General features: G+C 69.6%; 21 protein-coding genes and 1 pseudogene. 7 read left to right on the top strand and 15 right to left on the bottom strand.

Translation table 11 applies throughout. The features are described from left to right. Nucleotides 1–35: 35 nt before the first annotated feature. Nucleotides 36–978, top strand: a pseudogene (locus tag AB0L65_RS50175) (transposase). Between the two features lie 260 nt (nucleotides 979–1,238). On the opposite strand, the gene AB0L65_RS50170 reads toward AB0L65_RS50175, so the two are convergent. Further along, complete coding sequence (locus tag AB0L65_RS50170; protein WP_364261939.1) at nucleotides 1,239–1,838, bottom strand: TetR family transcriptional regulator; 600 nt, start codon at nucleotides 1,836–1,838, stop codon at nucleotides 1,239–1,241. A 102-nt stretch (nucleotides 1,839–1,940) separates the two neighbouring features. Here AB0L65_RS50170 and AB0L65_RS50165 point away from each other — a divergent pair, with 102 nt between their 5' ends. The 4 genes from AB0L65_RS50165 (at nucleotide 1,941) to AB0L65_RS50150 (ending at nucleotide 4,485) form a co-directional block, all read left to right on the top strand. Then, on the top strand, nucleotides 1,941–3,143 hold the full coding sequence (locus AB0L65_RS50165) for an FAD-dependent monooxygenase (RefSeq protein ID WP_364261936.1): 1,203 nt from the start codon (nucleotides 1,941–1,943) through the stop codon (nucleotides 3,141–3,143). Then, on the top strand, nucleotides 3,140–3,790 hold the full coding sequence (locus AB0L65_RS50160; protein ID WP_364261933.1) for a DUF3159 domain-containing protein: 651 nt from the start codon (nucleotides 3,140–3,142) through the stop codon (nucleotides 3,788–3,790). Before AB0L65_RS50165 ends, AB0L65_RS50160 begins: the two co-directional genes overlap by 4 nt. Before the next feature lie 21 nt (nucleotides 3,791–3,811). Then, nucleotides 3,812–3,940: a hypothetical protein gene (locus AB0L65_RS50155; RefSeq protein WP_364261930.1), complete on the top strand. Its 129-nt coding sequence runs from the start codon at nucleotides 3,812–3,814 to the stop codon at nucleotides 3,938–3,940. Between the two features lie 155 nt (nucleotides 3,941–4,095). Then, nucleotides 4,096–4,485, top strand: a complete 390-nt coding sequence (locus AB0L65_RS50150) for an IS5 family transposase (protein ID WP_364261928.1) — start codon at nucleotides 4,096–4,098, stop codon at nucleotides 4,483–4,485. Here AB0L65_RS50150 and AB0L65_RS50145 read toward each other — a convergent pair. The 5 genes from AB0L65_RS50145 to AB0L65_RS50125 form a co-directional block, all read right to left on the bottom strand. Further along, a complete protein-coding gene (locus AB0L65_RS50145) occupies nucleotides 4,439–5,872 on the bottom strand; it encodes an MFS transporter (RefSeq protein WP_364261925.1) in 1,434 nt (477 codons plus the stop codon). The two genes, AB0L65_RS50150 and AB0L65_RS50145, sit on opposite strands and share 47 nt — an antisense overlap. Nucleotides 5,873–6,498: 626 nt before the next feature. Next, nucleotides 6,499–7,575, bottom strand: coding sequence for a thiopeptide maturation pyridine synthase (locus tag AB0L65_RS50140; RefSeq protein ID WP_364261922.1), 1,077 nt, complete (start codon nucleotides 7,573–7,575; stop codon nucleotides 6,499–6,501). Beyond that, nucleotides 7,572–8,633 carry a lantibiotic dehydratase C-terminal domain-containing protein gene (locus AB0L65_RS50135; protein ID WP_364261919.1) on the bottom strand — a complete coding sequence of 354 codons (1,062 nt, stop codon included), beginning with the start codon at nucleotides 8,631–8,633 and terminating at the stop codon, nucleotides 7,572–7,574. The genes AB0L65_RS50140 and AB0L65_RS50135 overlap by 4 nt, the downstream gene beginning before the upstream one ends. After that, nucleotides 8,626–11,211, bottom strand: a complete 2,586-nt coding sequence (locus AB0L65_RS50130; protein WP_364261916.1) for a lantibiotic dehydratase — start codon at nucleotides 11,209–11,211, stop codon at nucleotides 8,626–8,628. The genes AB0L65_RS50135 and AB0L65_RS50130 overlap by 8 nt, the downstream gene beginning before the upstream one ends. 12 nt (nucleotides 11,212–11,223) lie before the next feature. After that, nucleotides 11,224–11,460, bottom strand: coding sequence for a hypothetical protein (locus tag AB0L65_RS50125; protein ID WP_355213063.1), 237 nt, complete (start codon nucleotides 11,458–11,460; stop codon nucleotides 11,224–11,226). Between the two features lie 716 nt (nucleotides 11,461–12,176). Between AB0L65_RS50125 and AB0L65_RS50120 the strand changes: the two genes are divergently transcribed. Beyond that, nucleotides 12,177–12,524: a hypothetical protein gene (locus AB0L65_RS50120; protein WP_364261913.1), complete on the top strand. Its 348-nt coding sequence runs from the start codon at nucleotides 12,177–12,179 to the stop codon at nucleotides 12,522–12,524. Nucleotides 12,525–13,129: 605 nt separating this feature from the next. On the opposite strand, the gene AB0L65_RS50115 is transcribed toward AB0L65_RS50120, so the two are convergent. From AB0L65_RS50115 to AB0L65_RS50080, 8 genes are all read right to left on the bottom strand, one after another. Continuing rightward, a complete protein-coding gene (locus tag AB0L65_RS50115; protein ID WP_364261910.1) occupies nucleotides 13,130–13,411 on the bottom strand; it encodes a YciI family protein in 282 nt (93 codons plus the stop codon). 91 nt (nucleotides 13,412–13,502) lie between these two features. Next, nucleotides 13,503–14,411, bottom strand: a complete 909-nt coding sequence (locus AB0L65_RS50110; RefSeq protein ID WP_364261907.1) for an amidohydrolase family protein — start codon at nucleotides 14,409–14,411, stop codon at nucleotides 13,503–13,505. A 5-nt stretch (nucleotides 14,412–14,416) separates the two neighbouring features. Beyond that, on the bottom strand, nucleotides 14,417–15,532 hold the full coding sequence (locus AB0L65_RS50105; RefSeq protein ID WP_364261904.1) for a VWA domain-containing protein: 1,116 nt from the start codon (nucleotides 15,530–15,532) through the stop codon (nucleotides 14,417–14,419). Beyond that, a complete protein-coding gene (locus tag AB0L65_RS50100) occupies nucleotides 15,525–16,382 on the bottom strand; it encodes a MoxR family ATPase (RefSeq protein WP_364261901.1) in 858 nt (285 codons plus the stop codon). The genes AB0L65_RS50105 and AB0L65_RS50100 overlap by 8 nt, the downstream gene beginning before the upstream one ends. Further along, nucleotides 16,372–17,388: a molybdopterin cofactor-binding domain-containing protein gene (locus AB0L65_RS50095; protein WP_364261898.1), complete on the bottom strand. Its 1,017-nt coding sequence runs from the start codon at nucleotides 17,386–17,388 to the stop codon at nucleotides 16,372–16,374. Before AB0L65_RS50095 ends, AB0L65_RS50100 begins: the two co-directional genes overlap by 11 nt. 3 nt (nucleotides 17,389–17,391) lie before the next feature. Next, nucleotides 17,392–18,771, bottom strand: a complete 1,380-nt coding sequence (locus tag AB0L65_RS50090) for a molybdopterin cofactor-binding domain-containing protein (RefSeq protein WP_364261895.1) — start codon at nucleotides 18,769–18,771, stop codon at nucleotides 17,392–17,394. Further along, the gene (locus tag AB0L65_RS50085) at nucleotides 18,771–19,274 is read right to left on the bottom strand and encodes a (2Fe-2S)-binding protein (protein WP_364261892.1); all 504 of its coding nucleotides are present in this window, start codon (nucleotides 19,272–19,274) and stop codon (nucleotides 18,771–18,773) included. The genes AB0L65_RS50090 and AB0L65_RS50085 overlap by 1 nt, the downstream gene beginning before the upstream one ends. 11 nt (nucleotides 19,275–19,285) lie before the next feature. Beyond that, nucleotides 19,286–20,083 carry an FAD binding domain-containing protein gene (locus AB0L65_RS50080; RefSeq protein WP_364261889.1) on the bottom strand — a complete coding sequence of 266 codons (798 nt, stop codon included), beginning with the start codon at nucleotides 20,081–20,083 and terminating at the stop codon, nucleotides 19,286–19,288. Between the two features lie 90 nt (nucleotides 20,084–20,173). Here AB0L65_RS50080 and AB0L65_RS50075 point away from each other — a divergent pair, with 90 nt between their 5' ends. Next, on the top strand, nucleotides 20,174–20,845 hold the full coding sequence (locus AB0L65_RS50075) for a GntR family transcriptional regulator (RefSeq protein WP_364261886.1): 672 nt from the start codon (nucleotides 20,174–20,176) through the stop codon (nucleotides 20,843–20,845). Between the two features lie 330 nt (nucleotides 20,846–21,175). Here the strand turns inward: AB0L65_RS50075 and AB0L65_RS50070 are convergent, their stop codons facing one another. Further along, a complete protein-coding gene (locus tag AB0L65_RS50070) occupies nucleotides 21,176–24,502 on the bottom strand; it encodes a S8 family serine peptidase (protein ID WP_364261883.1) in 3,327 nt (1,108 codons plus the stop codon). Nucleotides 24,503–24,544 lie beyond the last annotated feature (42 nt).

Genomic DNA, 24,544 nt, shown 5'->3' with positions numbered 1-24,544 from the left:
AGGAGAGCAAGGCCAAGGAGCCGGATCGGGAGCCGGTGGTCCGCCTGGTCGACCAGGCCCGTGCCGAGGGCGTGGAACCGGTGGGAGAGAACGGGCTGACCAAGCTGGTGCTGGAGTTCGCGCTGGAAGGCGAGCTCGGCTACGACAGGCACCAGCGCGGTGGTAGCGAGACCGGTAACAGCCGCAACGGCGCCCGGTCCAAGACCGTCATCACCGACGTCGGCCGGTGGAGATCACCGTGCCGCGCGATCGGGACGGCAGCTTCGAGCCGAAGATCGTCGATGAGATGGTCATCTCGCTGGCCGCCAAGGGCCTGACCACCGGGGAGATCTCCGTACACCTGGCCGAGGTCTATGGCGCCGAGGTGTCCAAGCAGACCATCTCCGCCATCACCGACAAGCTGCTGGACGGCATGGCCGAGTGGCAGAACCGGCCGCTCGACCCTGTCTACCCGGTGATCTTCATTGACGCCATCCACGTGAAGCTGCGGGAGGGCCAGGTCGCCAATCGGCCCATCTGCATCGCCCTGGCCGTCACTGTCGGCGGTGAGCGCTGCGCGCCTCGTTCCGGTACGCCGCCCGCCAGCACTGGGACGCCATCGCCAAGGCGCTCAAGCCGGTCTACACCGCCCCGACCTCGAGCGCTTCATGGAGTTCGCCGAGCTCTGGGGCGGCGATCGTGAAGCTGCGGGAGGACGCCTGGGCCGAGTTCGTGCCCTTCCTCAACTTCGACACCGAGATCCGCCGGGTGATCTGCTCGAGCAACGCCATCGAGTCGGTCAACGCCCGCATCCGCCGAGCGGTCAAGGCCCGCGGCCACTTCCCCAAGGAGCAGGCCGCGCTCAAGTGCGTCTATATGGCGATCATGAGCCTGGACCCGACCGGCAAGGGCCGCAAACGCTGGATCACCCGCTGGAGAGCCGCGCTGAACGCCTTCGCCATCACCTTCGAAGGCCGCCTGACCCCGACCACCCGCTGATCAAACAAGATCGAGATACACCGCTGACTGGACACACCCGACAGCGGCAGACAGCAGGTGTAGACAGCGTGAGTGTCGCCCTGGGCGGGCTCGTTGGTCTTGTTCACCGAGCCGGCTTGGCCTCGCTGGCCGACCTGGCCTGCCCGCCGCGGAACACCTGCTCGAGGAGGTTGTCCACCGCCTTTGAGAACGCCTTTGTCGTGTTGGGTGCGGCGTGCGCATCTCTGACAGCAGCCGGGCCGGCAGGAGCTCGCCACGGTTCAGCCCTGTCCGGTGAGGCACTGCTGCACGACCGGGCCGAGGCGGGCCACCAGTTCATCGGTGGACGCGGAGGCGATCGGCTCGACTCGTACGATGTAACGCGCTACTGCGAGGCCCAGGATCTGGACGTTCACCATGCCGGCCCGTAGCGCGGCGTCAGGCGTGTCGAGCATCGCCGCAAGCCGACTGGTGATTTCCCGGTCGATGAATTCGCGGAGTAGTGCTTCGGACGCCTCGTGAGTGGGGGCTGACCGGGTGAGCATCACGAGCGGCGTGCGGCTGGATTTGTCCAGGTTCTCCAAGAGCGTCCGGATGATGCGTTCGCCGATGTCATCGAGGCCGCCAGTGAAGATCGATTCGATGGCTGACAGCAGATGGGGAGGCATCTCCGTGGCCGCGGCGAACACGCCCTGCTTGGTTTTGAAGAAGTAGAACACCATGGCCGGATCGACCCCCGCCTGGGCGGCGACGGCGCGCACGGTCGTGCCGCCATAGCCGTGCTCGCGGAACAGTGCGCGGGCGGCTTCCAGGATCCGTTGCCTGCTTTCCGCGCCGGATCGCCAGCGTCCGGGGCGAGCAGAGGGACTGTGTTCTGTCATGGCGGGGCGAGTCTATCGGATCTTTCCTCACCTGTTGGTGAAGTTATTGCCCCGGTACGTGTTACCTTGAACTTCATCAACCGGTGAAGAAAGGTCGGCAGGGTGAAGGTGGTCGTGGTAGGTGCGGGGCTTGGCGGGTTGACGCTGGCCCACGGGTTACGACGGGCAGGAATCGAGGTCGTGGTATACGAGCGGGAAGGGAAGCAGGGGCGCCCGCAGGGCATCAGCCTGCATTTCGATGACCGCGGAACGGCTGCGCTGCGGGCGTGCTTGCCGCCGCCGCACGTGGCGATGGCGGAGGCCACCATGGGCGGACCGCGCGAACAGAGGCTGCTCCTGTCCGAAGCAGATGGAAGGCTCGTGGTTGCGCATAGCCGGCCGCTGGACGGCACATCGGGGCCGGCGCGGCCCGGTCGGCAGGTGCACCGCCCGCTGTTGCGGGCGGTGTTGCTGACCGGACTGGAGGACACGGTGCGGTTCGGGGCGGAGTTCACGCGATTCGAACAGCGGCCCGACGGCACCGTCCGATCATGGTTCGCCGACGGCAGCACGGACACAGCGGACGTGCTGGTCGGTGCGGACGGCATCGGTTCGGCCGTTCGCCGCCAGTACCTGCCTCACGTGCGGGTGGTCGACACGGGGAAACGCATGCTGATGGGCGCGACACCACTGCGGGCCATGGCCGGTACCGGGCTACCCGAACTGATCGGCCACAGCCCCGCCAACGCACAGGCGCACGGCACGATGATGGCGATGGGCGTGCTGCGGTTCAGCCAGCCGCCGGTCGCCGCGAGTCAGGAGTGGCTGCCTGCTCTGCGCTCCCGCGTCGTCGCCGATGCCGAGGACTACATGATGTGGGCGCTGCCCGTCACGCAGGAACTGCTCGGTTCGGCCGAATCACCGGCCACGGTGTGGCGCCGAGCCCAGGAAGTGTCCGCCGGTTTTCACCCGACGTTGCGGATGGTCGTCGACAACGCATGGCCGAACCTCACAGTCGTGCTGCGGGGCGGGCTGATCCCGCTGATGCCGGCATGGCCGGCTGCTCCGGTGACGGTCATCGGGGATGCGATCCACGTGGCACCGGGTTTCGGCGGCAACTTGGCGATGCAGGATGCGCACCGCCTCTGCGATGAACTGGTCCAGGCCTCTCGTGGGCAGCAGAGTCTGCGCGCCGCGATCGGTGCTTACGAGGACGCGATGCGCCGCGACAGCTTCCCCACCCCCGACGTCACCGGAGGCACCCCCCGTATGGGTCCCGCCCCCGGCGGATCCGGCGGATCCAATGGTGCGGAGGTCGGCACATGAACTTCAACATGCTGACGCAGAAGTCGCTGTCCTTGTTCGCCGTAGTGGGCGGCTGGCGCACGCTCACGGAATCCATTGCGTCCCGAGCGCTGTTCGTAGTTGCCTATCTGATGACCGGCCGAGTAGTGATCTCCGCCCTGATCGCAGTCGGGGGTGTGTTCGTCTTCGCGGTGGCCCGGGTGTGGACCGACCGAAAGTACTGGCAGGCAGCCGGAGGGCTGCTCACGGTGGGCGTGTCTGCGTTCTTGGCCGGGAGCACCGGGGACGGGGTCAACTTCTACCTTGTCGGTGTGCTGGCCACCGTGGTCGGCGGGGCCGTGTTCCTGGTATCCATGCTGGTGGGGTGGCCGGTGATCGGGTTGGTGGTGGGGCAAGCGCGCGGTGAACGGTTCACCTGGCGGCGCGATCGTGCGAGGCGGCGCCGCTACCAGAAGTGCACGGCGGTCTTCGTGGCGAAATTCGCCCTCGGCGCGACGTTGATGGTACCTCTGTACCTGGCCGGGAACGTGATCGTGCTCGGGATCGCCAGCACACTGCTGACCATGCCCGCAACCGCCGCCTGCGCCTATCTGAGCTGGCGGATCCTGCGCGCCGAAGCGGACCCCACGGGGGCTGAACCCGCAGTTCCCATGCCGATCCGCGGTTAACAGCTGCAACCGGTTCGGCCGTTGGATGTTCCGGCACGCCACACCTTCTACAACACCGTCCGGCTGCACGGGGGCATCGGCTACGTCACCCCCGACGACGAACACCACGGCCACGGTGAAGCGATCCGGGCGCCCGCCGCACCGGGATGAGGTTTCTGCTGGGAGCAGATTGCCAGGTACGCCAGATACCGCTGGTCCGGTTGACGCCGAAGACCCCCGGCCGCCCATCGTGATTGTTGATCACGTCGTAAGAGCTGGTTCTTTGATCTGATGACCAATCGTGGCGATGTTGTCACGATCAGTTCATGGGGCGTGGTGACGTAACGAACGCCGAGTGGGAGCGGTTTCGGCCGCTGCTGCCCGGGGGCGGCCGGCGGGGTGGGCGGTGGAATGACCACCGCACGACGATCGACGGCGTGTTGTACCGGGTACGGACCGGGCTGCCGTGGCGGGACCTGCCCGAGCGGTTCGGTCCATGGATCACGGTCTGCAAGCGGCACCGCCGCTGGTCGGCCGATGGCACCTGGCAGATGCCGCTGACCGCGATCCAGGCCGAGCAGGACGCCGAGGGCCGGGTGGACTGGGACATCGCCGTGGACTCCACCACCGTCCGGGCGCACCAGCACGCTCCCACCGCCACCGAGCGGCTCAGGACGTGGGCCGGCTGGGAGGAGCTGTCAGCGGCCGCTCACTGACTGCTCGGCCTCCTGGCTGTTCGGCCCGGACGTCCCTCGGCGTCCGGGCCGCGGTCAGCCACAGGCCGGTGAACACGGCGCAGGCCAGCGTCACGGCACCTGCCGCGAGGAAGGCGCTGTTGAGGCCGGACTCGAAGGAGGCTCCGCCGGACTCCCGCGTGTGAACGATCGCCCCGAGCACCGCCACGCCGAGCACCGCGCCGATCTGCCGGGTGGTGCTGCTGACGCCCGAGGCGAGGCCGCCCTCCTGCGGGCTGACCGCCTGGATGGCGGCCCCGGTCAGCGGCGACATGGTGAGAGCGAACCCGATGCCGACGACCGCCAGCCGCCACCACACGTTCCCGTAGCCGGTATCGGCGTGGACGAAGCCCAGCGCCAGCAGCCCCAGCCCGGCCAGCGCCAGGCCGATGGTGACCACGATCCGGAAGCCGTACCTGGCCGCGAACCGGCCCGCGTACGGGCTGACGATCACCATGGCCAGCGAGGTGGGCAGGGTCCGCAGCCCGGCGACCAGGATCGAAGTGCCCTGGACGTAGACGAAGAACTGGGAGAAGAAGAACGACGACCCCATCAGCGCGAACCCGACCACGACCATCGCCGTGTTGGACACCGTGAACAGCCGCTGGTGGAACAGCCGGAGCGGCAGCATCGGCGTCGACACACGACCCTCGACCACGACGAACGCGGCCAGGAGCACCAGTCCGGCGGCGAAGCTGCCCAGGATCACCGGCGAGGTCCAGCCTCGGGAACCGCCCTCGATCAGGCCGTAGGTCACAGCGCCCACGCTCGCGACGGACAGGACCGTGCCGGGGACGTCGATCGGCGGTGCGCTCGGGTTGCGGGACTCCGCCAGCACGCGCAGCCCGGCCAGCAGCAGGACCGCCCCGATGGGCACGTTGACCAGGAAGATGGCGGGCCAGCCGAAGGACTCCACCAGGATCCCGCCCGCCAGCGGTCCGGCGGCCAGGCCGATGCCGCTGAACCCGGCCCACAACCCGATCGCTCTGACGCGCTCCCTCGGGGCGGGATACGCGGCGGCCAGCAGCGCCAGTGAGGCGGGGCTCAGCGCCGCGGCCCCGACGCCCTGCAGCACCCGCCCGGCGATCAGCCAGCCGATCGAGGGCGCGAGCGAACACACCACCGACGCGGCCGTGAACACCACCACCCCGGCCAGGAACACCCGCCTGCGGCCGAACCGGTCGGCGAAGACGCCGCCCGACAGCAGCAGCATGGCCACCAGCAGCACGTAGGCGTCGACGATCCACTGCAGGCCGGTCAGCCCGGTGTGGAGCCGCTGCTGCATGTCGGGCAGGGCGGCGCCGACGATCGTGTTGTCGAGCAGCACCATGAACTGACCTGCGCAGGTCAGCGTGAGCAACGCTTTCACGCGAATCCTCCTAAAGCAGTTGATTACTGGTCTTACGCTTTTGAACGCGGTCAATGGTGTGCGGGATCTTCGCCACGCCCGGCCACTGGTTCGCGCCCGCTTCGCCGACCTGGGTGACCAGCGGTTCTGGCGCACCGACCTGCACCCCTGGCAGCTACGGGCCGCTGGGAGTGATCGCCTGCAACGGACACCCGCACACGGATCGCGTTGATCACCTTGTCGTCCCGCTCGATGCGGGCGATCGCCTCGTCGGTCGGTTCCGCCGACGTCACTTCACCGGCACGCATGGCGGCCGCGAGTTCTTCGGCCGATCGAAAAGTCGATTCCATGAATGTGCACCCTAATGGCCTGCCACAGGAGATCGAAAAGTCGAAAAAACTGCTTCCGAGGTGTCGCGTCCCAGGTCAGTGGGGTTAACGATGAGGAGGGCATGAAATGGCGCTCCGCACAATGAGAGAGATGTCTCCATGCTCATCGGGGCATGGCCATAGCGAGCGGGATTTGTCCAGTAACGGAATAACCCCTTTAAAAACTCCCCATGTCAACAGTCGTTGGCATACGACGGAAGGAGCACGCCAGCACCGGGACCAGCACCGGGGCGGCGTTCGGATGCGCCGAACGGAGACTCAGCCGCTGAGCAGGTAATCGCGGGCCTTCTCCAGAGAGGAGACGCCATACTCCTCCTCCACCGCGGAGGCGATCAGATGGCAGAACAGGTACCGCTGGATCGGGGTGATGCCGAGCCTGGCCAGGTGCGCGTAGAGCATGTTGACCACGAGGCGGTGGGCGAGGAACCAGTCCGATTCGAGGATCTCGGTGCGGTACCGGTCGCTGGACATGAGCACGTCGAAATAGTCGACCGGGTGGCGGCGGTCGGCCGCCGGCTGGCCGGGGACGTCCAGGTCGATCTCCTTGCGGGCCAGCAGCGGGAGAGCGATCTCCTTCTGGCGGTGGGTGAAGGCGATCCAGTCGCGTACGTGCGGCGCCGGGTCGCCCGCGTCGATCGACGCGACCAGGTCGACCACCGTCGCGCGCATTTCCCTGGCGTTCTTGCGATACCTGGCTTCGAACGCGGCCGTGACCGCGTCCCGGTTCTCGCAGGACGAGACGGCCGCTGCGGCGTGCGAGCGGTAGGACATGTAGCCGCGACCGATCGGCGGGACGCTCACGTGCGCCAGGGCGGTCATGAGGTCGATGGCGACCGCGAACAGCGCGAGCTCGCCCCGGCGGACCTTGTCCAGCGTGCCGAAGGCGAGCCGGGTGCTCTCCGCGGCGGCCGCGTCGATCAGGTTCGCCAGCGGCCGGCCGCCGAAGACGCGCAGCCGGTCGTCGTACGGCTCGGTCTGCAGGGAGTTGTCCGGGTACCAGGGCTGCAGCGGGCCGGTCTCGTGCTCGAGTACGACCAGCAGGCGGTGGGCGGCGAGTTGCTCGTGCTCGTCGAGGCGGGTGGTGGACGGGTGCTCGCGCAGATATCTGGTGATCGTTTCGGTCGCGACGGGGAGGATCTCGCGTTCCCAGTCCTGCAGGGTCGCGCGGAAGTTGAGCCGCAGGTGCGGTCCCTGGCGCCAGTGACGGACGAGGTACGGCTGCTGTACGAGGCCGTCCAGGTGCTCGAGCAGCGGGCGGACGCAGTCCAGGATCAGTCCGTCCTTGTCTTGGTCGTAGTAGCGGATCTGGATGCTGTGCCAGGGGAGGTAGCTCACGAGGTTCCCTCTTTCTGCGCCGGCCCGTCCAGGGTGACGGCGGTCAGGTAGCGCAGGTGCGCTTCTTCGACGATCGACAGGCCGAGCCGGTTGCAGAACAGGTGGACGCACCGGTTCAGCACGATCAGGACGTCGTGGCGTTCCGCATCCAGCGAGGTGTCGACGCCGACGAGGCCGGGGGAGCGCGATGCCCCCTCCCTGCGGATCGGATGGAAGCGTCCGGCCCGCTGGAGCGCGACAAGGCGCCGGTGCAGGGTGTCGATCGAGCGCCACCATGCGCCGAGCGAGTCGTGAGCGTCGCCCGCGTCGAGGACACCGCCTGAGGGCGGCCCGTCGGCGGGGGGATCAGGGGCGTGGCTCTCGGACGAGGCGGTGCGGGCGGCGATGAGCCGGCACCGTTCGGCCTGTGCGGTGAGGGCTTCGCGCTGTTTCGTGAAGATCTCCACCTGCTGTGCGCGGGCCGGTGCCGGATCCCAGCGGTCACGTTCCCGGGCCAGCAGGGGGCCCAGGCGGCGGGGGTCGGGTTCCCAGGCCACGAGGGCGAGCATCATCGCGGCGAGGGCGTGGCCCAGCCGCCGCCGGTGGTCGTGCTCGCCGCGCAGGATCGCCAGCGCGATCCGGCTGGAGTCGGTGAAGTGCCGCTCGACGGCGGCGACCGCCTGCGGCCCGCCGAACGTCGCGTACTCGGGCCGGTAGGCGATGGCCTCCACGTGGTCGTCGGGCCGCAGCCGGTGGTCGTAGGCGACCAGGCCCTCCTGCCGGGCGAACTCCTGGGCGAGCAGCGCGTAGCGCTCGCGGTCCCAGGTGACCGTCGTCGGATACGCCGCGAGGTGCTCCTCCAGCACGGCCGTGGCGCGTTTCTCGATCATCACCGCGTCGTCGGGGACGCGCGGCAGAAGGCGGAGCCGCAGATGCGGGCCGCCCTCCCAGTACCGCAGGAAGAAGAACCGGTCGAGCCGTCCGTCCAGCTCCCGCACCAGGCCGTCGACGGCCGTGCCGAGCAGCAGGTCGGTGCCGGACTGGTGGAAGGCGTGCAGCGAGATCCAGCGGTCAGGCATGGCCTACCTCGACCACGTACTCGGTCACATGGCGGCGGTCGGGGTGGCCGCCGTCTCCTTCCAGGCCGAGCGCCGCCTCGAAGTCCGGGAGCAGCTCACGAAAGACGACCACCGATCCGCTCGCGTCCAGCCCTCGGTCGAACAGCGTGACCAGCGCGGGGTCGGCCAGATCGAGATAGGTCGGTTTGGCGAGCCGCACCATGTGCAGCCTTTCGCGGACCGGCGCGCCGGGATCGCCCGAGGAGACGAAACAACGTTCCGGCAGGGAGTGCTCGGCGAACCAGGCCGCGAGCGCGAGCAGGTGCGCCGCAGCGGAGTTCTTGCCCCGGCGCGGGATTTCGCGCACCGGGACATACCAGGCGGCACGGGCTACGGTGACCCGCCCGACCGACACCCGGGCCGTACGCTCGACACGGGCCGGCACCGACTCCGGCGGACGGGAGAAGACCGACGCCAGCTCCATCACCGGGCTGGGCATGTCGCCGAAGAGCTGGAGCAAGAGGCGGGCCGTACGCGGCAGCAGCATGGGCGCGACCATCCCGGTGTACACCGGCCGGAGCCGGGTGCCGTGCCCGGCGTGCACCAGAACGAGGCCGCCGGCGCCGGACTCGTGCCGGACGGCCAGGTCCCGCAGGTCGAACGTGGCCGGGCCGCTCGGGACCACGCCCGGATAGCCGATCTCCTGGGCCGCCACCGGGGAACGCAGGTTGACGTTGCTGCCGAACAGCCCGGTGATCTCCACCGGCATGCCGCGTTCCGTCCCGAGCAGGCGGTTCTCGCCGGCAGGAACTCCGGCGACCCGCAGCAGGCGGTGCACGCGGCTGCGCATCGCGCCGTGCCCCGGGCCAAGACCGTTGAGCACCAGCCGCACCGGCGTGTCGTCCGGCGAGCTGATCGTCTGCACGAAGCAGGACAGCGACCCCACCGGACGGACGAACTCGGGGCGGTCGGTGGCGAGTCCGGCCAGCACCGTCGGGTCGATGGTAAGCGCGTCCGGGGTCTCGGGCAGCAGCTCGCGCACCGCGGCCAGCGCCGCCGTCCGGGCGTCTCGAAGCTCGTCGAGCCGGGGCACGGCGGGCGTCCGGCCGGGCGGGTGTCGCTCCTGCCACGGGTACAGGAGCGCGTGCAGCTCACCGGCCGGGGTGCCGGGTGCGGCCGGACGGGTTCGCTGCGCGAGCATTCGGTGGAACCGCCCGAACGGCACCTGCGCGCCGGCGCCGAACCACCCCGCGAACAGGTCGGCGGCGAGCAGCCGGGCGACGCCATCACGATCGAAGACCGCCGCGAAGTCGACGATCGCGTGCAGGTCGCCCAGGGCGGGACGCCAGGCGGCCAGGCCCAGCCGCGGACCGGGTGTGGTGACCACGGCGTTCTCGTGGAAAAGGTTGCGGTCCGGCAGGCGATCGGTATCGTCTCCGGCAAGTTCGGCGAACGCGGACCGTACCTTCCGCTGCAGCGCCTCACGTTCAGACACGCGGGCCGCCTCCGGGTAACGAGCGAGCGCCTCGTGTAGGGCGGCCAGCGCCTTGCCCGCCGGATGCGTGCCGAGCCGATCGGTCAGGTCGGCGAGGTGCGCGGCGGCCTGGTCGGCGACCGGGGGGTGGAGTTCCAGCACTCCCAGGTCGACCAGCCGGCCGAGCGCGCCGCCGGCCTGGGTGCGGAGGTCGTCGTACGGCGGGCGCAGCAGCCGCCGGAGCGGTTGGGACGCGGCGATACCGCTGTACGCGTCCTCCTGGCCGGTCACGTACCACAGGCGGCCGTCGTCCTCCTCGAGGGTCGGGTTGGGCCTGACCTCGAAGAGGGCGGCGAGCCCGCCGTCGGCGCGGGCCAGGTCGGTGAGCAGCCGGCGCAGCAGGGGCACGTTCGGCTCGACAGCGCTCCGCCACGCCCATGGCCCGTCCCAGCGGACCGGCTCGCCGTCGTCGCTCCACCGCCCCAGAGCCGCCATCATGAAGGTGGCGTGCGGGCTGGTCTTCGCCACGACGCGGGCCAGGTACCTGGTGAGCCGGAGCGCGACCTGGCGCGGCGGGACGCTGCCGGGCGGCGAGGCCAGCCACTGGCGCAGCGCGGCGGACATCGCCGGTCCCGCCTGGAGCACGCCGTAGCCGAAGGCGTCGGTGCCGACCCACCGGCGCAGCACTTCGTAGGTGCCCCGGCACTCCTGATCGAGCAGGTCCGGCAGCTGTCGGACGAGCGCGTCATGCCGATCGAGGTCCGTGAGCCAGGCCGCGACACGCGGACCGAGGCCGGAACCGATCTCCACCGGCCAGGCACGGCCCGCCGGCCGCCTTGCGTTGTACAGCGCCCGCCGCAACGCCACCAGCGCCGGTCGCGCCGGGCCCGGCCCGAGTGCTCCGATCACCGGCTCCAGTTCGTCGGCGAGCCGCCGGCCCTCGACGGCCAGCCGGCCACGGGCCGCGAGGATCTCCTGGACGCTCCGCCACGTGGCCGTGCACCGCAGCTCCGCGAGCGCCGTCACCGGTAGCGCGGCGACCCTGACAACCACGGTCGCGTCCGCCGTGCGGCGAGCCGCGTCGATCTCGACGCGTCCCGGCAGGCCACGACGCGTCGAGACCATGTCCGGGGAGGCCTAAATGAGCCAGCTCGTACGCGCAATGCCCGAGGCACCCACTTCGGTGTTGCCGAGACCCATGCCCAGGGCCTTCACGAGATCCTCGCCGGGGAGCTCGACCGTCATCACGTCGAGCGTGTCCAGATCGAGGCGGAGCGGTTCATCGGTCGCCATCTGCACTCCCATTCTTACCCGCCGGAGCGGGCTATATCGGTGACGATCAACACCATAAGCACGGTCGGCGATCTCGTCCATCCGACAAGGGGAGCAATAAATGGGCAGAAAGCACGGAGGCCGAACGTTAATCGACTCTCCGCGCTGCGGTGACGAGTGTCGCCACCTTTCCGACCAGGCAGGCGTCACCGTAAGTGTGATGACAGAACCGGTCAATTTCACGATGGTAAGAGATTGCTGTCCGCCGAAGTATCACCGATGCCCGTCGAAAGATTTGAGACGGGCGGAAGGGTGGTCCTGGAGAAAGCTTCGGAAGGTCGACGCGATTAAATGTTACATGTTTGTTTCGCTGCCACGCGGCCGTGACACGAGGCCTGCTGCCGCCGCCCGTGGGACCGGGCGACGAACCAAGGAGGCTTCGCAACCAGGAGCAGTCTCGGCTCACTGCAATCAAGATCCTTGATAACCGCCGTCCACAGGTTCCCCAGCGCCGTGGTCGCCGACGGTGACTCGGTCGCTGAGGCCGCCCGCACGCTACGAAACGCGGGCTCAACGCTGACCTGCGGTTATGTCGTCCCGTGGCCCGTTTGCGCCGTATCCCGGTGGCACCCGTCCAGGGCCCCCGGTTGTCACTTCGACTGAGTCAGGACGGCCCCGCGGGACGACCTTCGTCTGATGGACGGCACCCACGGCACCCCGGTGTCCGTTTAACTACTCTAAGTGATGGATATATAGCTTTGGGTAACACTGGGTGGACGGCGTTCCGCTGCCGTCCCCAAGCGAGAGGTGGAGCAGCGATGACCGACCAGCTAATAGAGATTCCCAATTCCGCCACCGGCGCCGACGGCGAGGAGGCCGCCCAGGGCACCTACCGCCTGTACTGGTACGGAGCGGGAATGAAAAAGACACGCAACGAGGCCTACTCCTTCGCCGCCTCCCGGGGAGACGGGCACCAGCTGGCCGACATTCCCACCGCCTCGTGGCGCGACAGTGCCGCCAAATACCTCAACGGCCCGGCGTGGATCTACTCATGGAGGGGTGACAACTACAGCGGGGGCAACGTCGTGCTCCATCCCAACGGATCGATCGGCACCCTGGAGGACGGAAACCAGCAGCTTCCGTTCCTTATCAGCTACATTCAGTAGCGTTGCAATTTCGGCGGAAGCTACGGCATAGTTCGCCGGCGACCGCGGAGGCCTCGCCGGCGTGAGAGGCCTCGCACAGGCGGGTTGCCGGGGACGGTCTCCCCCTGGACACCGTCCCCGGTGTCCCGTGCCTCGGACCGATGGCTGAGGCCCGGCTACGTGAGTAGCGGTGTTTCGCCGGGCAGCCTCCCTCCCGGTGTCGACGAAGCGGTTACCCCGCCGGCGTTGGCGGGGCCGGGTCCAGGTGACGATCGTCGCCGTCACGGGCACCCGCCCGGCGGGCGCGGGGGTTGAGGAACATCCGTGTCGGAAGCGGCCCTGCCGGCGCCGGGTGACCGCCGCAGGTGACGGCGAGCGGGCGGTGGACGTTCTGTGGCCAGGCTCGGTAAGCCTTCGCGTGGCGTGCGCGAGTTCTGACCATCAAGGGGAGGAGGGCGGGTGCGGCGTGATGATCGGCCGTGCTCCTTCGCCTGGCCCGCGAGGTCCCGCGTCGGCTACGGCTTCTCGTCAGCCCAGATATCGTTGGCGCAGTGCCGTGGGAGGCGTGCTTCCGCGCGCTCAACCACATCGGCCACGACGGCCCGGCGCGCCAGAAGGGGTGACGTCTAGCCAGAGCCGATCGAGCCGACCGTCACGCGCCACTGGCGCAGCCGGCGATCCCTGGTGACCTGTAGCTTCGTGTACGGGTCCTGGTCGACGAGCGCCTGCGCCGCGGTCTCGTCCTCGGCCTGTAGAACGATCATGCCGGCCGTCAGGTCCGTGTAAGGGCCGGCCGCGACGAGGCTGCCCTGCTCGAAGAGCTTGTTCAGGTGTGCGAGATGGTCCTCGCGGCGCTCCGCTCTCAGCGGGGTGTCGTTGTAGCCGTAGGTCAGGACGAACAGTGCCATGCTAAGATACTCCTTTTTATGTCAATTCCGTTGGCGATCGGGACCGCCTGACGTCGCCGGTCGAAGCCCTCCGAGTCCCAGCAGTTTCAGGTCAGCCCTCCAGCCCGTACACCCGTCGTGCGTTGCCGGCGAAGATGTCGTGTTGGTCGGCGGGTGGGAGATGAGTCAGTGCGTTCTTCCACGCGTCGACCAGGTGCGGCATCGTGGTCCAGATCTTCTCGACCGGGAAGTTGGTGCCGAACATGGCTCGGCCGGCGCCGAACCAGCCGATCACCTCGTCTGCGACGAAGGAGATGAGGTCGGGATCCACCCGGTGGACGAAGGTGCCCTGCCCGGTGAGCTTGACGACGATGTTCTGCCGCTCGGCCAGCGCGGCCATCCCGGCCCGCCACGACTCGAGGCACTCGAGCCCGATGAGCAGGCCCGCGTGCACCAGGACGAAGGTGACGTCAGGGAAGGCCGCCGCCAGCTCGACCGCATCCGGCATCTGTTCGGGAAAGACCTGCAGCTCGAACAGCCAGCCGTGGTCGGCGAGCGCGCCGATGTTCTTACGGAAGACCGGATCCTTCATCCGATCGGGTGCAGTGGCGAACCGGAACTCCGGGCGTTCGTGCCAGTGCAGTTGCTGACGGATCCCCCGGATCAGCGGCGTGAGCGCGGCCTGTCGTCGCATGGTGTCCGGAGCGCTCTCGTCGAACATGTCGGCCGATCCGATGACGGCCATCGGCCGGCCCGTCTCCTGATGAACCTCGTGAAGCCAGCGCACCTCGTCCACAACCCGGTCGAGCGGCCAGTTCGTCTGCACGTAGACCGACTCGCTGACGCCTGCGGCCGTGGCGTCGGCGACGTACTCGTCGATCAGGTAGTCCCGCCTGATCGGCTCGTACGGGCCGAAGATCCGCGGCACCATCGGTCCGGACAGCCAAGGTAGGTCCCCGGCCCGCCAGATGTGGTGGTGCGAGTCGACGATGTCGCCCGAGTAGCGGGTCGCCTCCGGCATGACGATCACTCCCTGATCAAGGTCTGTACCTGCTCGTACGCCGTACGCAGATCGCGCACGCCCGCGAGCGCGTCCACGCTGCCGAGCACGGCCGACATGCCGCGGGTGACCGGCCGGTACGCCGGGTCGCAGGCGAGCGGCGACCACCACAGCAACCGGTGGCTCAGCAGCGACAACCGCCGTACGGCCGCCTGCATGGGCCGGCAGTCGCCGCGTTCCAGGCCGTCGGAGAGCACGATCGTCAGGGCGCCGCGCGCCACGGTGACATGTCGGGCGTTGGCGAGGAACTCCTGGAGCGAGGCGCCGATCCGCGTCCCGCCCTCGGCGTCCAGGACGACGTTGCTCAGCGAGCCGACGGCCGCGTCGACATGCCGTGCGCGCAACGGCTCGGTGACGCGGGTCAGCCGGGTGCCGAAGGTGAACACCTCGACGCGGTCGAGCCGGCCGACCACGGCGTGGGCGAAGCGGAGGTAGTGGGCGCTGTGCTGCTTCATCGACCCCGACACGTCGATGAGCAACAGCACACGGCGCTGCCGCCGCGGACGGTTGCGCCGGCGCAACGTCACGATCTCCCCGTGGCTGCGCCTGGACTCACGGCAGATCCTGGCGACGTCGATCCACGGACCTCGCCGGGCAGGCCGCCGACGTCGTGACCGGATCGTCGGCACCGCTCCGGGTAGTTCCCGCCGCAGCAGCGAGAGCACAGCCCGGTCGTCCTCGCTCGCCGGGCCGAACACCGGGCGTCTCTCGCGCTCCGAGGAGCCGGCCTTCAGGCCCGCCTCCCCGCCGAACGCCGCCGTGAGAGGAGCCTCGCCCCCCTTCCCGCGCGGCGCGGAGGCCTCGTCGTCGGGGAACTCCTCATCGGGGATGCGCCGCGCCGTAACCTCCCCGAACCAGTGCTCGAACGTGGGGGAGTACACCTCCAGGTCTTCGTGGGAGGCGGTGAGCGTGGCCACCCCGATCCAGTAGAGGTGTGTGGCGTCGCGCGGGCCGACGGCCTCGATCGCCTGAAGGAAGACCCGCTGTTTGGGCACCGGTACGGGCAGGCCCCGATCGTGCAGGTCCCGCAGGAACCCGTGCACATGATCGCCGATGCGTACGAGGAGGGACTGCTCAGTCACCGAACACCTCCGCGGTGTGGCGGCCGAGGAGCGCGAGGTCCTCCTCGTGCTTGACGAGCAGCCCCGCGGACCGGCGCATCGCCGCCAGCCAGCTCGAACCCTCGCGGGTCAGCGTCTGCACGCCACGGGCCCAGGAGACCGACTCGGCGATGCCCGGGCGTTTCAGCAGAGCCAGTCCGCGGATGCGATGCACGGCGGCCACCAGGCGGGCCGCGCTTCTCTCGTCCAGGCCCGGCGCCTGCGCCCGGATGATCGCTCGCTCCCGTTCGGCGTCGGGAAAGGGGATCCAGTGGTAGAGGCACCGGCGCTTGAGCGCGTCGTGCAGTTCGCGGGTCCGGTTCGAGGTGAGGACGACGAACGGGACGCTCGCCGCCGTGATGGTGCCGATCTCCGGGATGGTGATCTGGAAGTCGCCGAGGAACTCGAGAAGGAAGGCCTCGAACTCGCTGTCCGCCCGGTCGATCTCGTCGATCAGCAGCACCGCGCCGGACGCCGCCCGCAGCGACCGCAGTAACGGCCGCTGCAGCAGGAACTCCTCGCGATACAGGTCGACGACGCCGCGCCCCTCCACCTCGGCGGCCCGCAGGGACAGCAACTGTTTGGGGTAGTCCCACTCGTACAGGGCCTGGGAGGCGTCCAGTCCTTCGTAGCACTGAAGCCGGATCAGCTCGCGGCCGAGGATCCGGGCCAGGACGTTCGCGACCTCGGTCTTGCCGACCCCCGGCTCGCCCTCCAGCAGCAGCGGGAGCCCGAGCGTGCCTGCCAGGTGGAGGGCGGTGAGCAGACCCTCGTCGGCGAGGTAGCCCTCCGCGCCCAGCCGCCGGTCCAGCGTGTCCTGATCAACCAGCACGGCCGGCCCGCAACTCGTCGACTCCGCGCAGCACCTTCTCCGGGGTGAAGGGCATGCTCGTCAGCCGTACGCCGACCGCGTCGTACACGGCGTTGGCGATCGCGGGGATCGGCGCGTTCGCTGTCATCTCGCCGATCCCCTTGGCCCCGAACGGCCCGTTGTCGGCGGGCCGTTCGAGGAACAGGCTCGTCTGCGCCGGGATGTCGGCCGGCCCGGGCATCAGGTATTCCGTGAAATCGACCGGGCCGTGCTCGCGCGAGTGCGGATAGTACGGTTCGGTCGATTCGAACAACGCGTGCGACAGGCCCATCCAGGCGCCGCCCTCGACCTGCTGCGTCGCGAGGGCCGGGTTGAGCGCCCGGCCGATCTCGTAGGTGTTGAAGAGCCGCAGCACCTCGATCACGCCGGTCTCGTCGTCGACCGCGACCTCGGCCACCGTGCACGCGTGCGCCTGGCAGGAGTCCGGGTCCATCTCGCCGGTCTCCGGCACCGGGGAGCTCGGCTCCTTGAGGTAGATGCCCCGGCCGGAGATGGTCCGGCCCTGCCGGAAGTGCGCGGCGAGCGCGACGTCGCTGATGTGGATCTTCTTTTCCGACGATCCCTTGAGGCGGACGAAGCCCGTGCCGTCGGTCTCCAGGTCCTCCGCGTCGACCTCCAGTTCGTCGGCGGCGACCTGGAGCATGACCTCCCTGGCCTCGCGCGCCGCCATGATCACGGCGTTGCCGACGCGGTGGGTGCCGCGGCTGGCGAACGTGCCCATGCAGTGCGGGCCGGTGTCGGTGTCGGCGGTGTCGACGATGATGTTCTCGATCGGGATGCCGAGCGTCTCGGCCGCGCATTGGGCGATGACCGTCCGCAGTCCCTGGCCGAGATCCACCGAGGAGAGCGTGACGACGAATCCGCCCATCGTGGTGGCGTGGACGAGTGCCTGCGACGGGTCGCCGCCGAGGTTCATGCCGGTCGGGTAGTTGACCGCCGCGTATCCGCGGCCGTGCCGTAACGCCATCGCTCAGCCCTCCGGTCGTTCGGTCGAGGACATCGCCCGGTACTCCGGCGGAAGGTCGTGCCCCACCAGGTCGGCGGCGCTCTGGATCACCTCGACCAACGCCGTGCCGGACGCGATCTTGCGATGAGCTTTCATGTCGCCGTCCCGGTAGGCGTTCTTGAGCCGGAGCCGCAGCGGGTCCAGGTTCAGCTCCCGGGCGATGCGGTCCATGTGCGACTCCAGCGCGAAGTCGCCGATCGTGACGCCGAACCCGCGCATGGCGCTGGACGGCGTGCGGTTGGTGTAGACGCAGTACGCGTCGACATGGACGTTCGGGATCGTGTACGGGCCGGGCATGTGCGCCGCCGCCTTGGTGGTGCCGTACGGGCTGTGCCGGGAGTACGCGCCCGCGTCCACGTAGAGCGTGATCTTGCGGGCGACGATCCGGCCGTCGTCCATGACCCCGTCCTTGATGGAGATGCGCTCGGCCGCTCGGGGGGACGACACCTGCATCTCCTCGGCGCGGCTGTAGACGTACTTGGCCGGCCCGCCGGTGAGCATGGCGGCGATGCACGCGAGTGGCTCGACGATGACATCGACCTTGCCGCCGAAGCCGCCCCCCACGGTGCCCCCGACGACGCGCAGGCTGGTAGGCGGGACGCCGAGAATGAGCGCGGTGTTGTCGAGGGTGAAGAAGGCCGCCTGGGTGTTGGTGTGGATGCGCAGCCGGCCGTCGCCCTGAGGGACGACGATGCAGCCGGTCGGCTCGGTCGGCGCGTGTTCGATGGGGGAGGAGCTGTAGCGGCCCTCGATGATGCGGTTCGCCTCGGCGAAACCTCGCTCGACGTCGCCGAAGCGGATCCGGCGGCAGTGATGTCCCTCGTACACGAAGTGGTTGGCGCCCGCCTGCTTGATGATCGGGGCGCCGTCGGCCAGCGCCTCCTCGACGTCGAGGACGGCGGGCAGGTCGGTGTAGTCGACCGTGACCCGGGCCGCGCCCTCGCGGGCGGCGTCCTCGGTCTCGGCGACGACGGCGACGATCGGCTCGCCGCGGTAGAGGACCCGATCCTCGGCCAGCACCGGCTCGTCGTCAGGTCCCACGCCGATCAGGCGCAGCACGGTGTACCAGTTGTTCGGCACGTCCTGGTGGGTGATGACCCGAAGCACGCCCGGGACTCCGAGGGCGCCGGAGACGTCGACCCGGTTGATGAGCGCGTGGTGCCGCGTGGACCGGTGGATCTTGACGTGCGTCATCTCCGGCAGCGCCATGTCCTCGAAGAAGACCGTGCGGCCGGTGACGTGAGCGCGGGCGTCCGAGCGCGGGACGGCGGACCCGATGACGGCGAAATCGTCCGCGCGCCCGCCCTTGAAGTACGCGGTGTCGATCGGGGTGAGGCGCGCCATCAGACCTCGGCCTCCGCGTTCGTGAGCGGGGCGCTGCGGCGGCGTTGCGCGGCGGCGAGGACGGCGGCGATGATCGGCTCGTATCCCGTGCAGCGGCAGACGTTCCCGCAGATCGCCTCGGTGACATCTTGGCGGGTCGGATCCGGCTTCCGGTTGAGCAGGGCCGTGGCGGACATGATCATCCCCGGGGTGCAGAACCCGCATTGCGTCGCGAAGAGGTCGACGAACGCCTGCTGTACGTCGCCGAGCCGGTCGCCCTCGGCCAGGCCCTCGATCGTCTCCACGGCAGAGCCGTCGATCGTCACGACGGGGATCAGGCACGAGACCACGGGCCGGCCGTCCAGCAGCACCGTGCAGCTGCCGCAGCCCCCTTGCGCGCAGCCGCGCTTGGCCCCCATCAGTCCCAATGTGTCGCGCAGCGCGCTCAGCAGCGTCGTCGACGGCCGGGCGATCAGCTCCCGCTCCGTGCCGTTCACTTTGAGCGTGACGATTGTCGAGGCCATGCGATCCCCTTTCAGGCCCCCAGCAGGGCGCGACGCAGGTGGACGGGGTAGACCCGAGCGCGGTACCAGGCGGAGGCGTAGGCGTCGTCGAACGGCTCGATGACGTCGGCTCCGGCTGCCTGGGCGACGACCTGGGCGTTCAGCGGCGCGCCCAGCAGAACGCGCTCGGCGCCGACCGCGCGTACCAAGCGCCGCGCCAGGCCGCCGAGCACGATACGGATGTCGCCGACCAGGCCGTCCTCGATCGTGATCCGGGCCGCCACCGTGACGATGGATCCTGAGTTGAGCCGCCGCCGGCTTGCCTTGTAGAACCGGAACGTGTCCTTGGCCGGAGCGGTGAACCGGACGCGGGTCACCAGGTCGCCCGCCCGCAGGCCATCGGTGACGACCCGCTCGAGCGGCTCGCGGCGGGCGCCGTCGGCGCCGAGCACGTCCAGCTCCGCGTCCAGGGCCAGAAGGGCCGCCGCCAGGTCGCCGTACGGCTGTGGCACGAAGAGGTTGCCTGCCACGGTGGCGAGGCTGCGGACCGGCGGTGCGGCGATCGACCGCACACAGCCGGACAGGTAGCTCAGCCGATCGTCGTCCTCGATGTCGGCGAGAGTGGTGGCCGCGCCCAGGGTCACCGTGTCGCCTTCGACGTCGATGCCGGACAGTCCCGCCCGGCGCAGGCTGACCAGCCGCAGGTCGCGGCCGGACTGATCGTCCAGGCGGGGCAGGAGGTAGGTGCCGCCGCCGAGAGGCACGGCCCCGGCCTGAAGCGCCGCATGAGCCGCTTCGGGACTCTCGGGTGTCTGAACGGAGGTCAGCATGTGCACTCCACTTATCGATATCGATAATTAACTTACGTGGCATGATCGAAGAGTCAAGGGCCCGCCGGGCCCTCAACGTCAGGAGGTTTCTTGTCGGAACCCACGGGGAGCCCGCGCTCCGCGCGACCGACGCTGAGCCGACAGATCCGCGACGGTCTGCTGCAACGGATCGTCTCCGGCGAACTCGGCGAGGGTGACCGGCTGATCGAGACGAAGATCGCCATCGAGTTCGGAACGAGTCAGGCCCCGGTCCGGGAGGCGCTCCGGCAGCTCGAGGGCCTCGGCCTCATCGACGGCCGGCCTCGTCACGGCAGCCAGGTGCTTCCCTTCGCCGAGCAGACCATCCGCGAGGCGTACATCGTGCGGGCGGCCCTTGAGGAGACCGCGACGCGGCTCGCCATGCTGGCCGGAACGCTCCCCTTCGACCGGCTGGGGGAGGCGGTCGAGGAGATGTACCGCTGTGCCCGTGACAACGACGTGCACGGCATCGGCCTGGCGAGCGCGCGGTTTCACCGGCACGTCGTGCAGGCCGGCGGCAACGTGCTGCTGACCCGCGCCTGGGAGGCGCTGCAGATCGAGGCGCGCACGGCCATCGCTCTCATGGTCACCAGGCCGAAACTCGAGCGGGTCGCCGACGAGCACCGCGAGCTGCTGGACGTCATGCGCGCCGGGGACGTCGAGGTGGCCTGCCGTCACGCCCGTGACCATCAGTGGGCCTACGCCGACACGCCGCACGACCCTTACGGAACGCCGAAACATTAGGGGTCAGCGGCTTTCTCGACGCCCGCCGGTGTTCTCCGCTACCGTGCGCGATTGCCGCCGTTGCCGGGAGTGCCAAGACCCTCGACGACCTGACCCTGTGGCGGATCTTCCGCCGCGTCCAGCTCACCACCAGAGGCCCATCGTGATCCAGGTGACCAGGCCCGGCCCGAGACCAACCGGATCGCCTGCCCCTGGCTGATCCGCCGCTCCTTCGACACCCCTGACGACAGGGCGCATTCTGAGTGTTCGTTCAACGGTGACGCACGCATTCTGCCGGCCGCCGCGGTACTACGGCGGGCCTCGGGCAACGTACCCGAAGCCCGCCGGGCGTCATCGCAGGTTGTAGGCGCGGATGACGGTGTAGTCGACGGTGCCGCCGTCGGCCCGCTCCGCGTGCGCGCGTACGGACACCGACCCCTTGTCCGGGTGGTTCAGCGTGGCCAGCCACGTGTCCGTTCCGGTCGGGATCAGGGCCGCCTTCCGCCACGTCGCGCCCTCGTCGTAGGAGACCTCGACACTGACCCGCCGCGTGCGCGAGGCGGCCGAGCCCGGCTGGGCCTTCAGGCTCACCGGCACCATGAACGGCCGGCCGGCCGGTGCGCTGTTGGCCAGGTCGACCTGCGGCGTGAAGGAGAACGACGCCAGGGGCAGGTACGTCCACTTGTCCGTGGCCACCTCACCGGACTTGAACGTCCACGCACCGCTGATCTTGGTGGAGGCGTTGAAGCCGGTCGTACGGTCGACGTCGTACTCCAGCCGATAGGTGCTCTCGGCCGACGGCACCGGCCCGCTGGCGTCGTAGAAGTACTTCGGTATCTCGGCCAGCTGGACGCCGTCGCGGTAGAACCCGACCCGGCCGCCGTCGAGCAGCGAGTAGCCGGTGTGCCCGGAGTCGTCGCCGAACGGCGGGACGTTCAACATGATCGTGTTCCCGGCCCGGGCGACGTACGTGCGCGGGTTGAACTTCGGCCCGGCGGGTCCGCGCTGCCAGTCGACCACGAATTTCCTGCCCGGCTGCCAGGTGGTGTCGTCGTACCAGAACTGCGTCTGGCGCGCTCCGCTCGTCTCCCACCGGTTGTCCCAGACCACGCCCTTCGCGCTGTAGTAGATGGTCCGGGTGCTGGGCACGTCATACCTGATCGGTCCCGACATCGCGCTGCCGCCCTCGGGCGGGAAACCGAAGTTGTGCATGTAGCCCTGCTGCTTGTCCGGGGTCACGCCGTGGTTGCGGTTGACCACGGTCGCCAGCTCGCCGGGGCGTACGGTGTGGCGGTAGCCGGTGAGGAACCGCCCGCGGACGAACTGCACGAGGTCGTACTCGTACGGCGAGCCGTAGAAAGTGCCGTCGGCGCCCGGCTCGGCCCAGAAGCTGCGCACCTCCGACACCAGCGTGCCCTGATCGGCCGTCACCTCCTCACCCAGGTCCGCGGTGAACAGCTTGCCGAAGTCGGCGCCGACGATCCGCGCCGCCAGGCCGTATCCGCGCGGCAGGCCGCGGAAGAAGCCGGCCGCGGCCAGCCGGGTCCGCGCCCTGGACTTCGGTACCGTCACCGACACCGGTGTGCCCTGGCGCGCGTCGAGCGTGAGGACTCCGTCGTCGGTGTGCCCGACGGTGAGGTTCGGCTGCACCAGTAGCGTCGAGGTCCCGTCAGGTGTGATCACCGTGGCCTGAATGTGGTAGCGGCCGGGCCGGAGCTTGGCCTTCACGGTGCCCGACGCGTCATAGGGAACCTGGAAGACGTCCAGATCGAGACCGACCACCGACAGGTCGTAGTCACTCGCTGGCGCGCCCGCGCGGTCGGTGAGCTTGAAGGTGACGGTGCGGGTCTCGTGTCCCTTCGTGATCGTCAGTGGGGTCCGCACCGACACGCCGTCGGCGTTCGAGGCCAGCAGCATTCCGGTGAAGGTGCCTGTCGCCGACGGCACCCGGGTGTCGGCGGTCAGGGTGACCGCCGCGGTCCCACCGGCCGGCACGACGGCCCGCGCCGGACTGGCCGTGAACAGCCCGGCCGGCGCGGCGACCCCGTCCGGGCCGGCCGCCGTGGTCGTGAGGTCGAGGGTGACGGGCGCTGTGCCGTCGTTCCGGTAGGTGATCGTCTTCGTCACGGGAACGTCGTCTTCGGCCGGCCACGGTTGCGACCCGAGCGCGAGGCCGGTGACGTCGGGCAGGATGGCCTGCTGGACCGCGCGGCCGACGTCGACCCTGCCGGCGCCCTGCTGGAAGGCGTTCAGGCCCGGGTTCGGCTTGGCCGTGGCGACCAGCGCGGCTTTGAGGTCGGGGCCGGTCCACTTCGGGTGCTGCTGCGCCAGCAGCGCCGCCGCTCCCGCGACGTGCGGCGTGGCCATCGACGTCCCGTTCAGCTGGGTGTATCCGGGCGAGTACTCCGGATAGTCGGATCCCTTCGCCAGCGCCGCGACGATGCCCACGCCCGGCCCGGTGATGTCCGGCTTGATCGCGCCGTCGACGCGCGGCCCGCGGTTGGAGAATGACGCCAGGGCATCCTGCTTGTCGACCGCGCCGACGGCGAGTGCGGCGTCCGCGGTGGCCGGCGAGGACACACCGCCGTCGCGGCCCTCGTTGCCCGCGGCCACGACGAACAGCGTGCCGGTGGCCGCGGTCAGGCGGTTCACCGCCTCCTCCAGGACGTCGACGCCCGGGAAGTCGGTGCCGCCGAGGCTCATGTTGACCACTTTCGCCCGCTCGGCGGCCCACTCCATCCCGGCCAGGATCGCCGACTCGGCGCAGTTGCGGGTGCTGCACACCTTGCCGATCAGCAGGTTCGCCCCGGGTGCCACGCCGCGGTACTTTCCGCCCGATGCCGCACCGCTGCCGGCGATGGTGGATGCGACGTGCGTGCCGTGACCGACGGTGTCCACGGTGTCGGCGGCGTCGGTGAAGTTCTTCTCCTCGACGATCTTCCCGGCCAGGTCCGGGTGGGAGTTGTCGATTCCGGTGTCCAGCACGGCGACGGTGATCCCGCTGCCGTCGTATCCGGCCGCCCAGGCGGTCGGCGCGCCGATCTGCTTCACGCTCTGGTCCAGCGAGACCTCGCGCTTGCCGTCGAGCCAGATCCGCCCGATGCCGGACGCCACGGTGCGCTGGGTCGCCGGGCCGGCGGTCACCTCGGTCCAGAACTCGTGCGCTCTCGCCTTGCCGACCTTCACCGCGGCGGCGCCGATGCTGGGCAGCGTGCGGGTGACCTTCCCGGCCGACCTGACCCGGGCAGCGGCCTTGGCCTCGTACGACACGATGGTGGGCACGTCGCCGACGTGCGCGTCGTCGTATCCGGCCTGGACGAGCCCGGTCACGTCGAACAGCCGCCGGTCGAGCCGGGCGGCCGACACCAGCTTCTGGGCGTCGTTCGGCACGACGAACTGGTGCCCGTCGCGTTCGTACTGGCTGAAACCGACCTTTTCGCGGCCGGGAGCGGGGTCGATCGAGACCCGGTTCCCCTCGACATAGACCCGGTCGCCCGTCAGCAGGGTGACCCACGAGCCGCGGGGCGCCGTGGACTGGGTGCCGGAGGTCCACCGGGAGGGTGCCGGATCGGTACTCGGCGTGGGCTCCGCGCTCGCGGTGGAGGTCAGACCCGCGGTTAACAGGGCGGTGGTGAGCAAGAGACCGGGCAGGCGCCGGCGCAGAGACGTCCTGGACATCAAATTCCTTCCTGATGGTGCAGGGAAGATTCTGAGATCAAG

Origin of the sequence: Nonomuraea sp. NPDC052116, assembly GCF_040680035.1 — a bacterium.
Taxonomy (GTDB): Bacteria; Actinomycetota; Actinomycetes; order Streptosporangiales; family Streptosporangiaceae; genus Nonomuraea; species Nonomuraea angiospora_A.
This window is presented reverse-complemented; position numbering and strand designations above follow the sequence as displayed.

Excerpts from the sequence above, each read along its gene's own strand:
- AB0L65_RS50170 (WP_364261939.1), bottom strand. The coding sequence starts at position 1,838 with ATGACAGAACACAGTCCCTCTGCTCGCCCCGGACGCTGGCGATCCGGC.
- AB0L65_RS50160 (WP_364261933.1), top strand. The coding sequence starts at position 3,140 with ATGAACTTCAACATGCTGACGCAGAAGTCGCTGTCCTTGTTCGCCGTA.
- AB0L65_RS50150 (WP_364261928.1), top strand. The coding sequence starts at position 4,096 with ATGGGGCGTGGTGACGTAACGAACGCCGAGTGGGAGCGGTTTCGGCCG.
- AB0L65_RS50135 (WP_364261919.1), bottom strand. The coding sequence starts at position 8,633 with ATGCCTGACCGCTGGATCTCGCTGCACGCCTTCCACCAGTCCGGCACC.
- AB0L65_RS50130 (WP_364261916.1), bottom strand. The coding sequence starts at position 11,211 with ATGGTCTCGACGCGTCGTGGCCTGCCGGGACGCGTCGAGATCGACGCG.
- AB0L65_RS50125 (WP_355213063.1), bottom strand. The coding sequence starts at position 11,460 with ATGGACGAGATCGCCGACCGTGCTTATGGTGTTGATCGTCACCGATAT.
- AB0L65_RS50120 (WP_364261913.1), top strand. The coding sequence starts at position 12,177 with ATGACCGACCAGCTAATAGAGATTCCCAATTCCGCCACCGGCGCCGAC.
- AB0L65_RS50115 (WP_364261910.1), bottom strand. The coding sequence starts at position 13,411 with ATGGCACTGTTCGTCCTGACCTACGGCTACAACGACACCCCGCTGAGA.
- AB0L65_RS50110 (WP_364261907.1), bottom strand. The coding sequence starts at position 14,411 with ATGCCGGAGGCGACCCGCTACTCGGGCGACATCGTCGACTCGCACCAC.
- AB0L65_RS50095 (WP_364261898.1), bottom strand. The coding sequence starts at position 17,388 with ATGGCGTTACGGCACGGCCGCGGATACGCGGCGGTCAACTACCCGACC.
- AB0L65_RS50090 (WP_364261895.1), bottom strand. The coding sequence starts at position 18,771 with ATGGCGCGCCTCACCCCGATCGACACCGCGTACTTCAAGGGCGGGCGC.
- AB0L65_RS50085 (WP_364261892.1), bottom strand. The coding sequence starts at position 19,274 with ATGGCCTCGACAATCGTCACGCTCAAAGTGAACGGCACGGAGCGGGAG.
- AB0L65_RS50080 (WP_364261889.1), bottom strand. The coding sequence starts at position 20,083 with ATGCTGACCTCCGTTCAGACACCCGAGAGTCCCGAAGCGGCTCATGCG.
- AB0L65_RS50070 (WP_364261883.1), bottom strand. The coding sequence starts at position 24,502 with ATGTCCAGGACGTCTCTGCGCCGGCGCCTGCCCGGTCTCTTGCTCACC.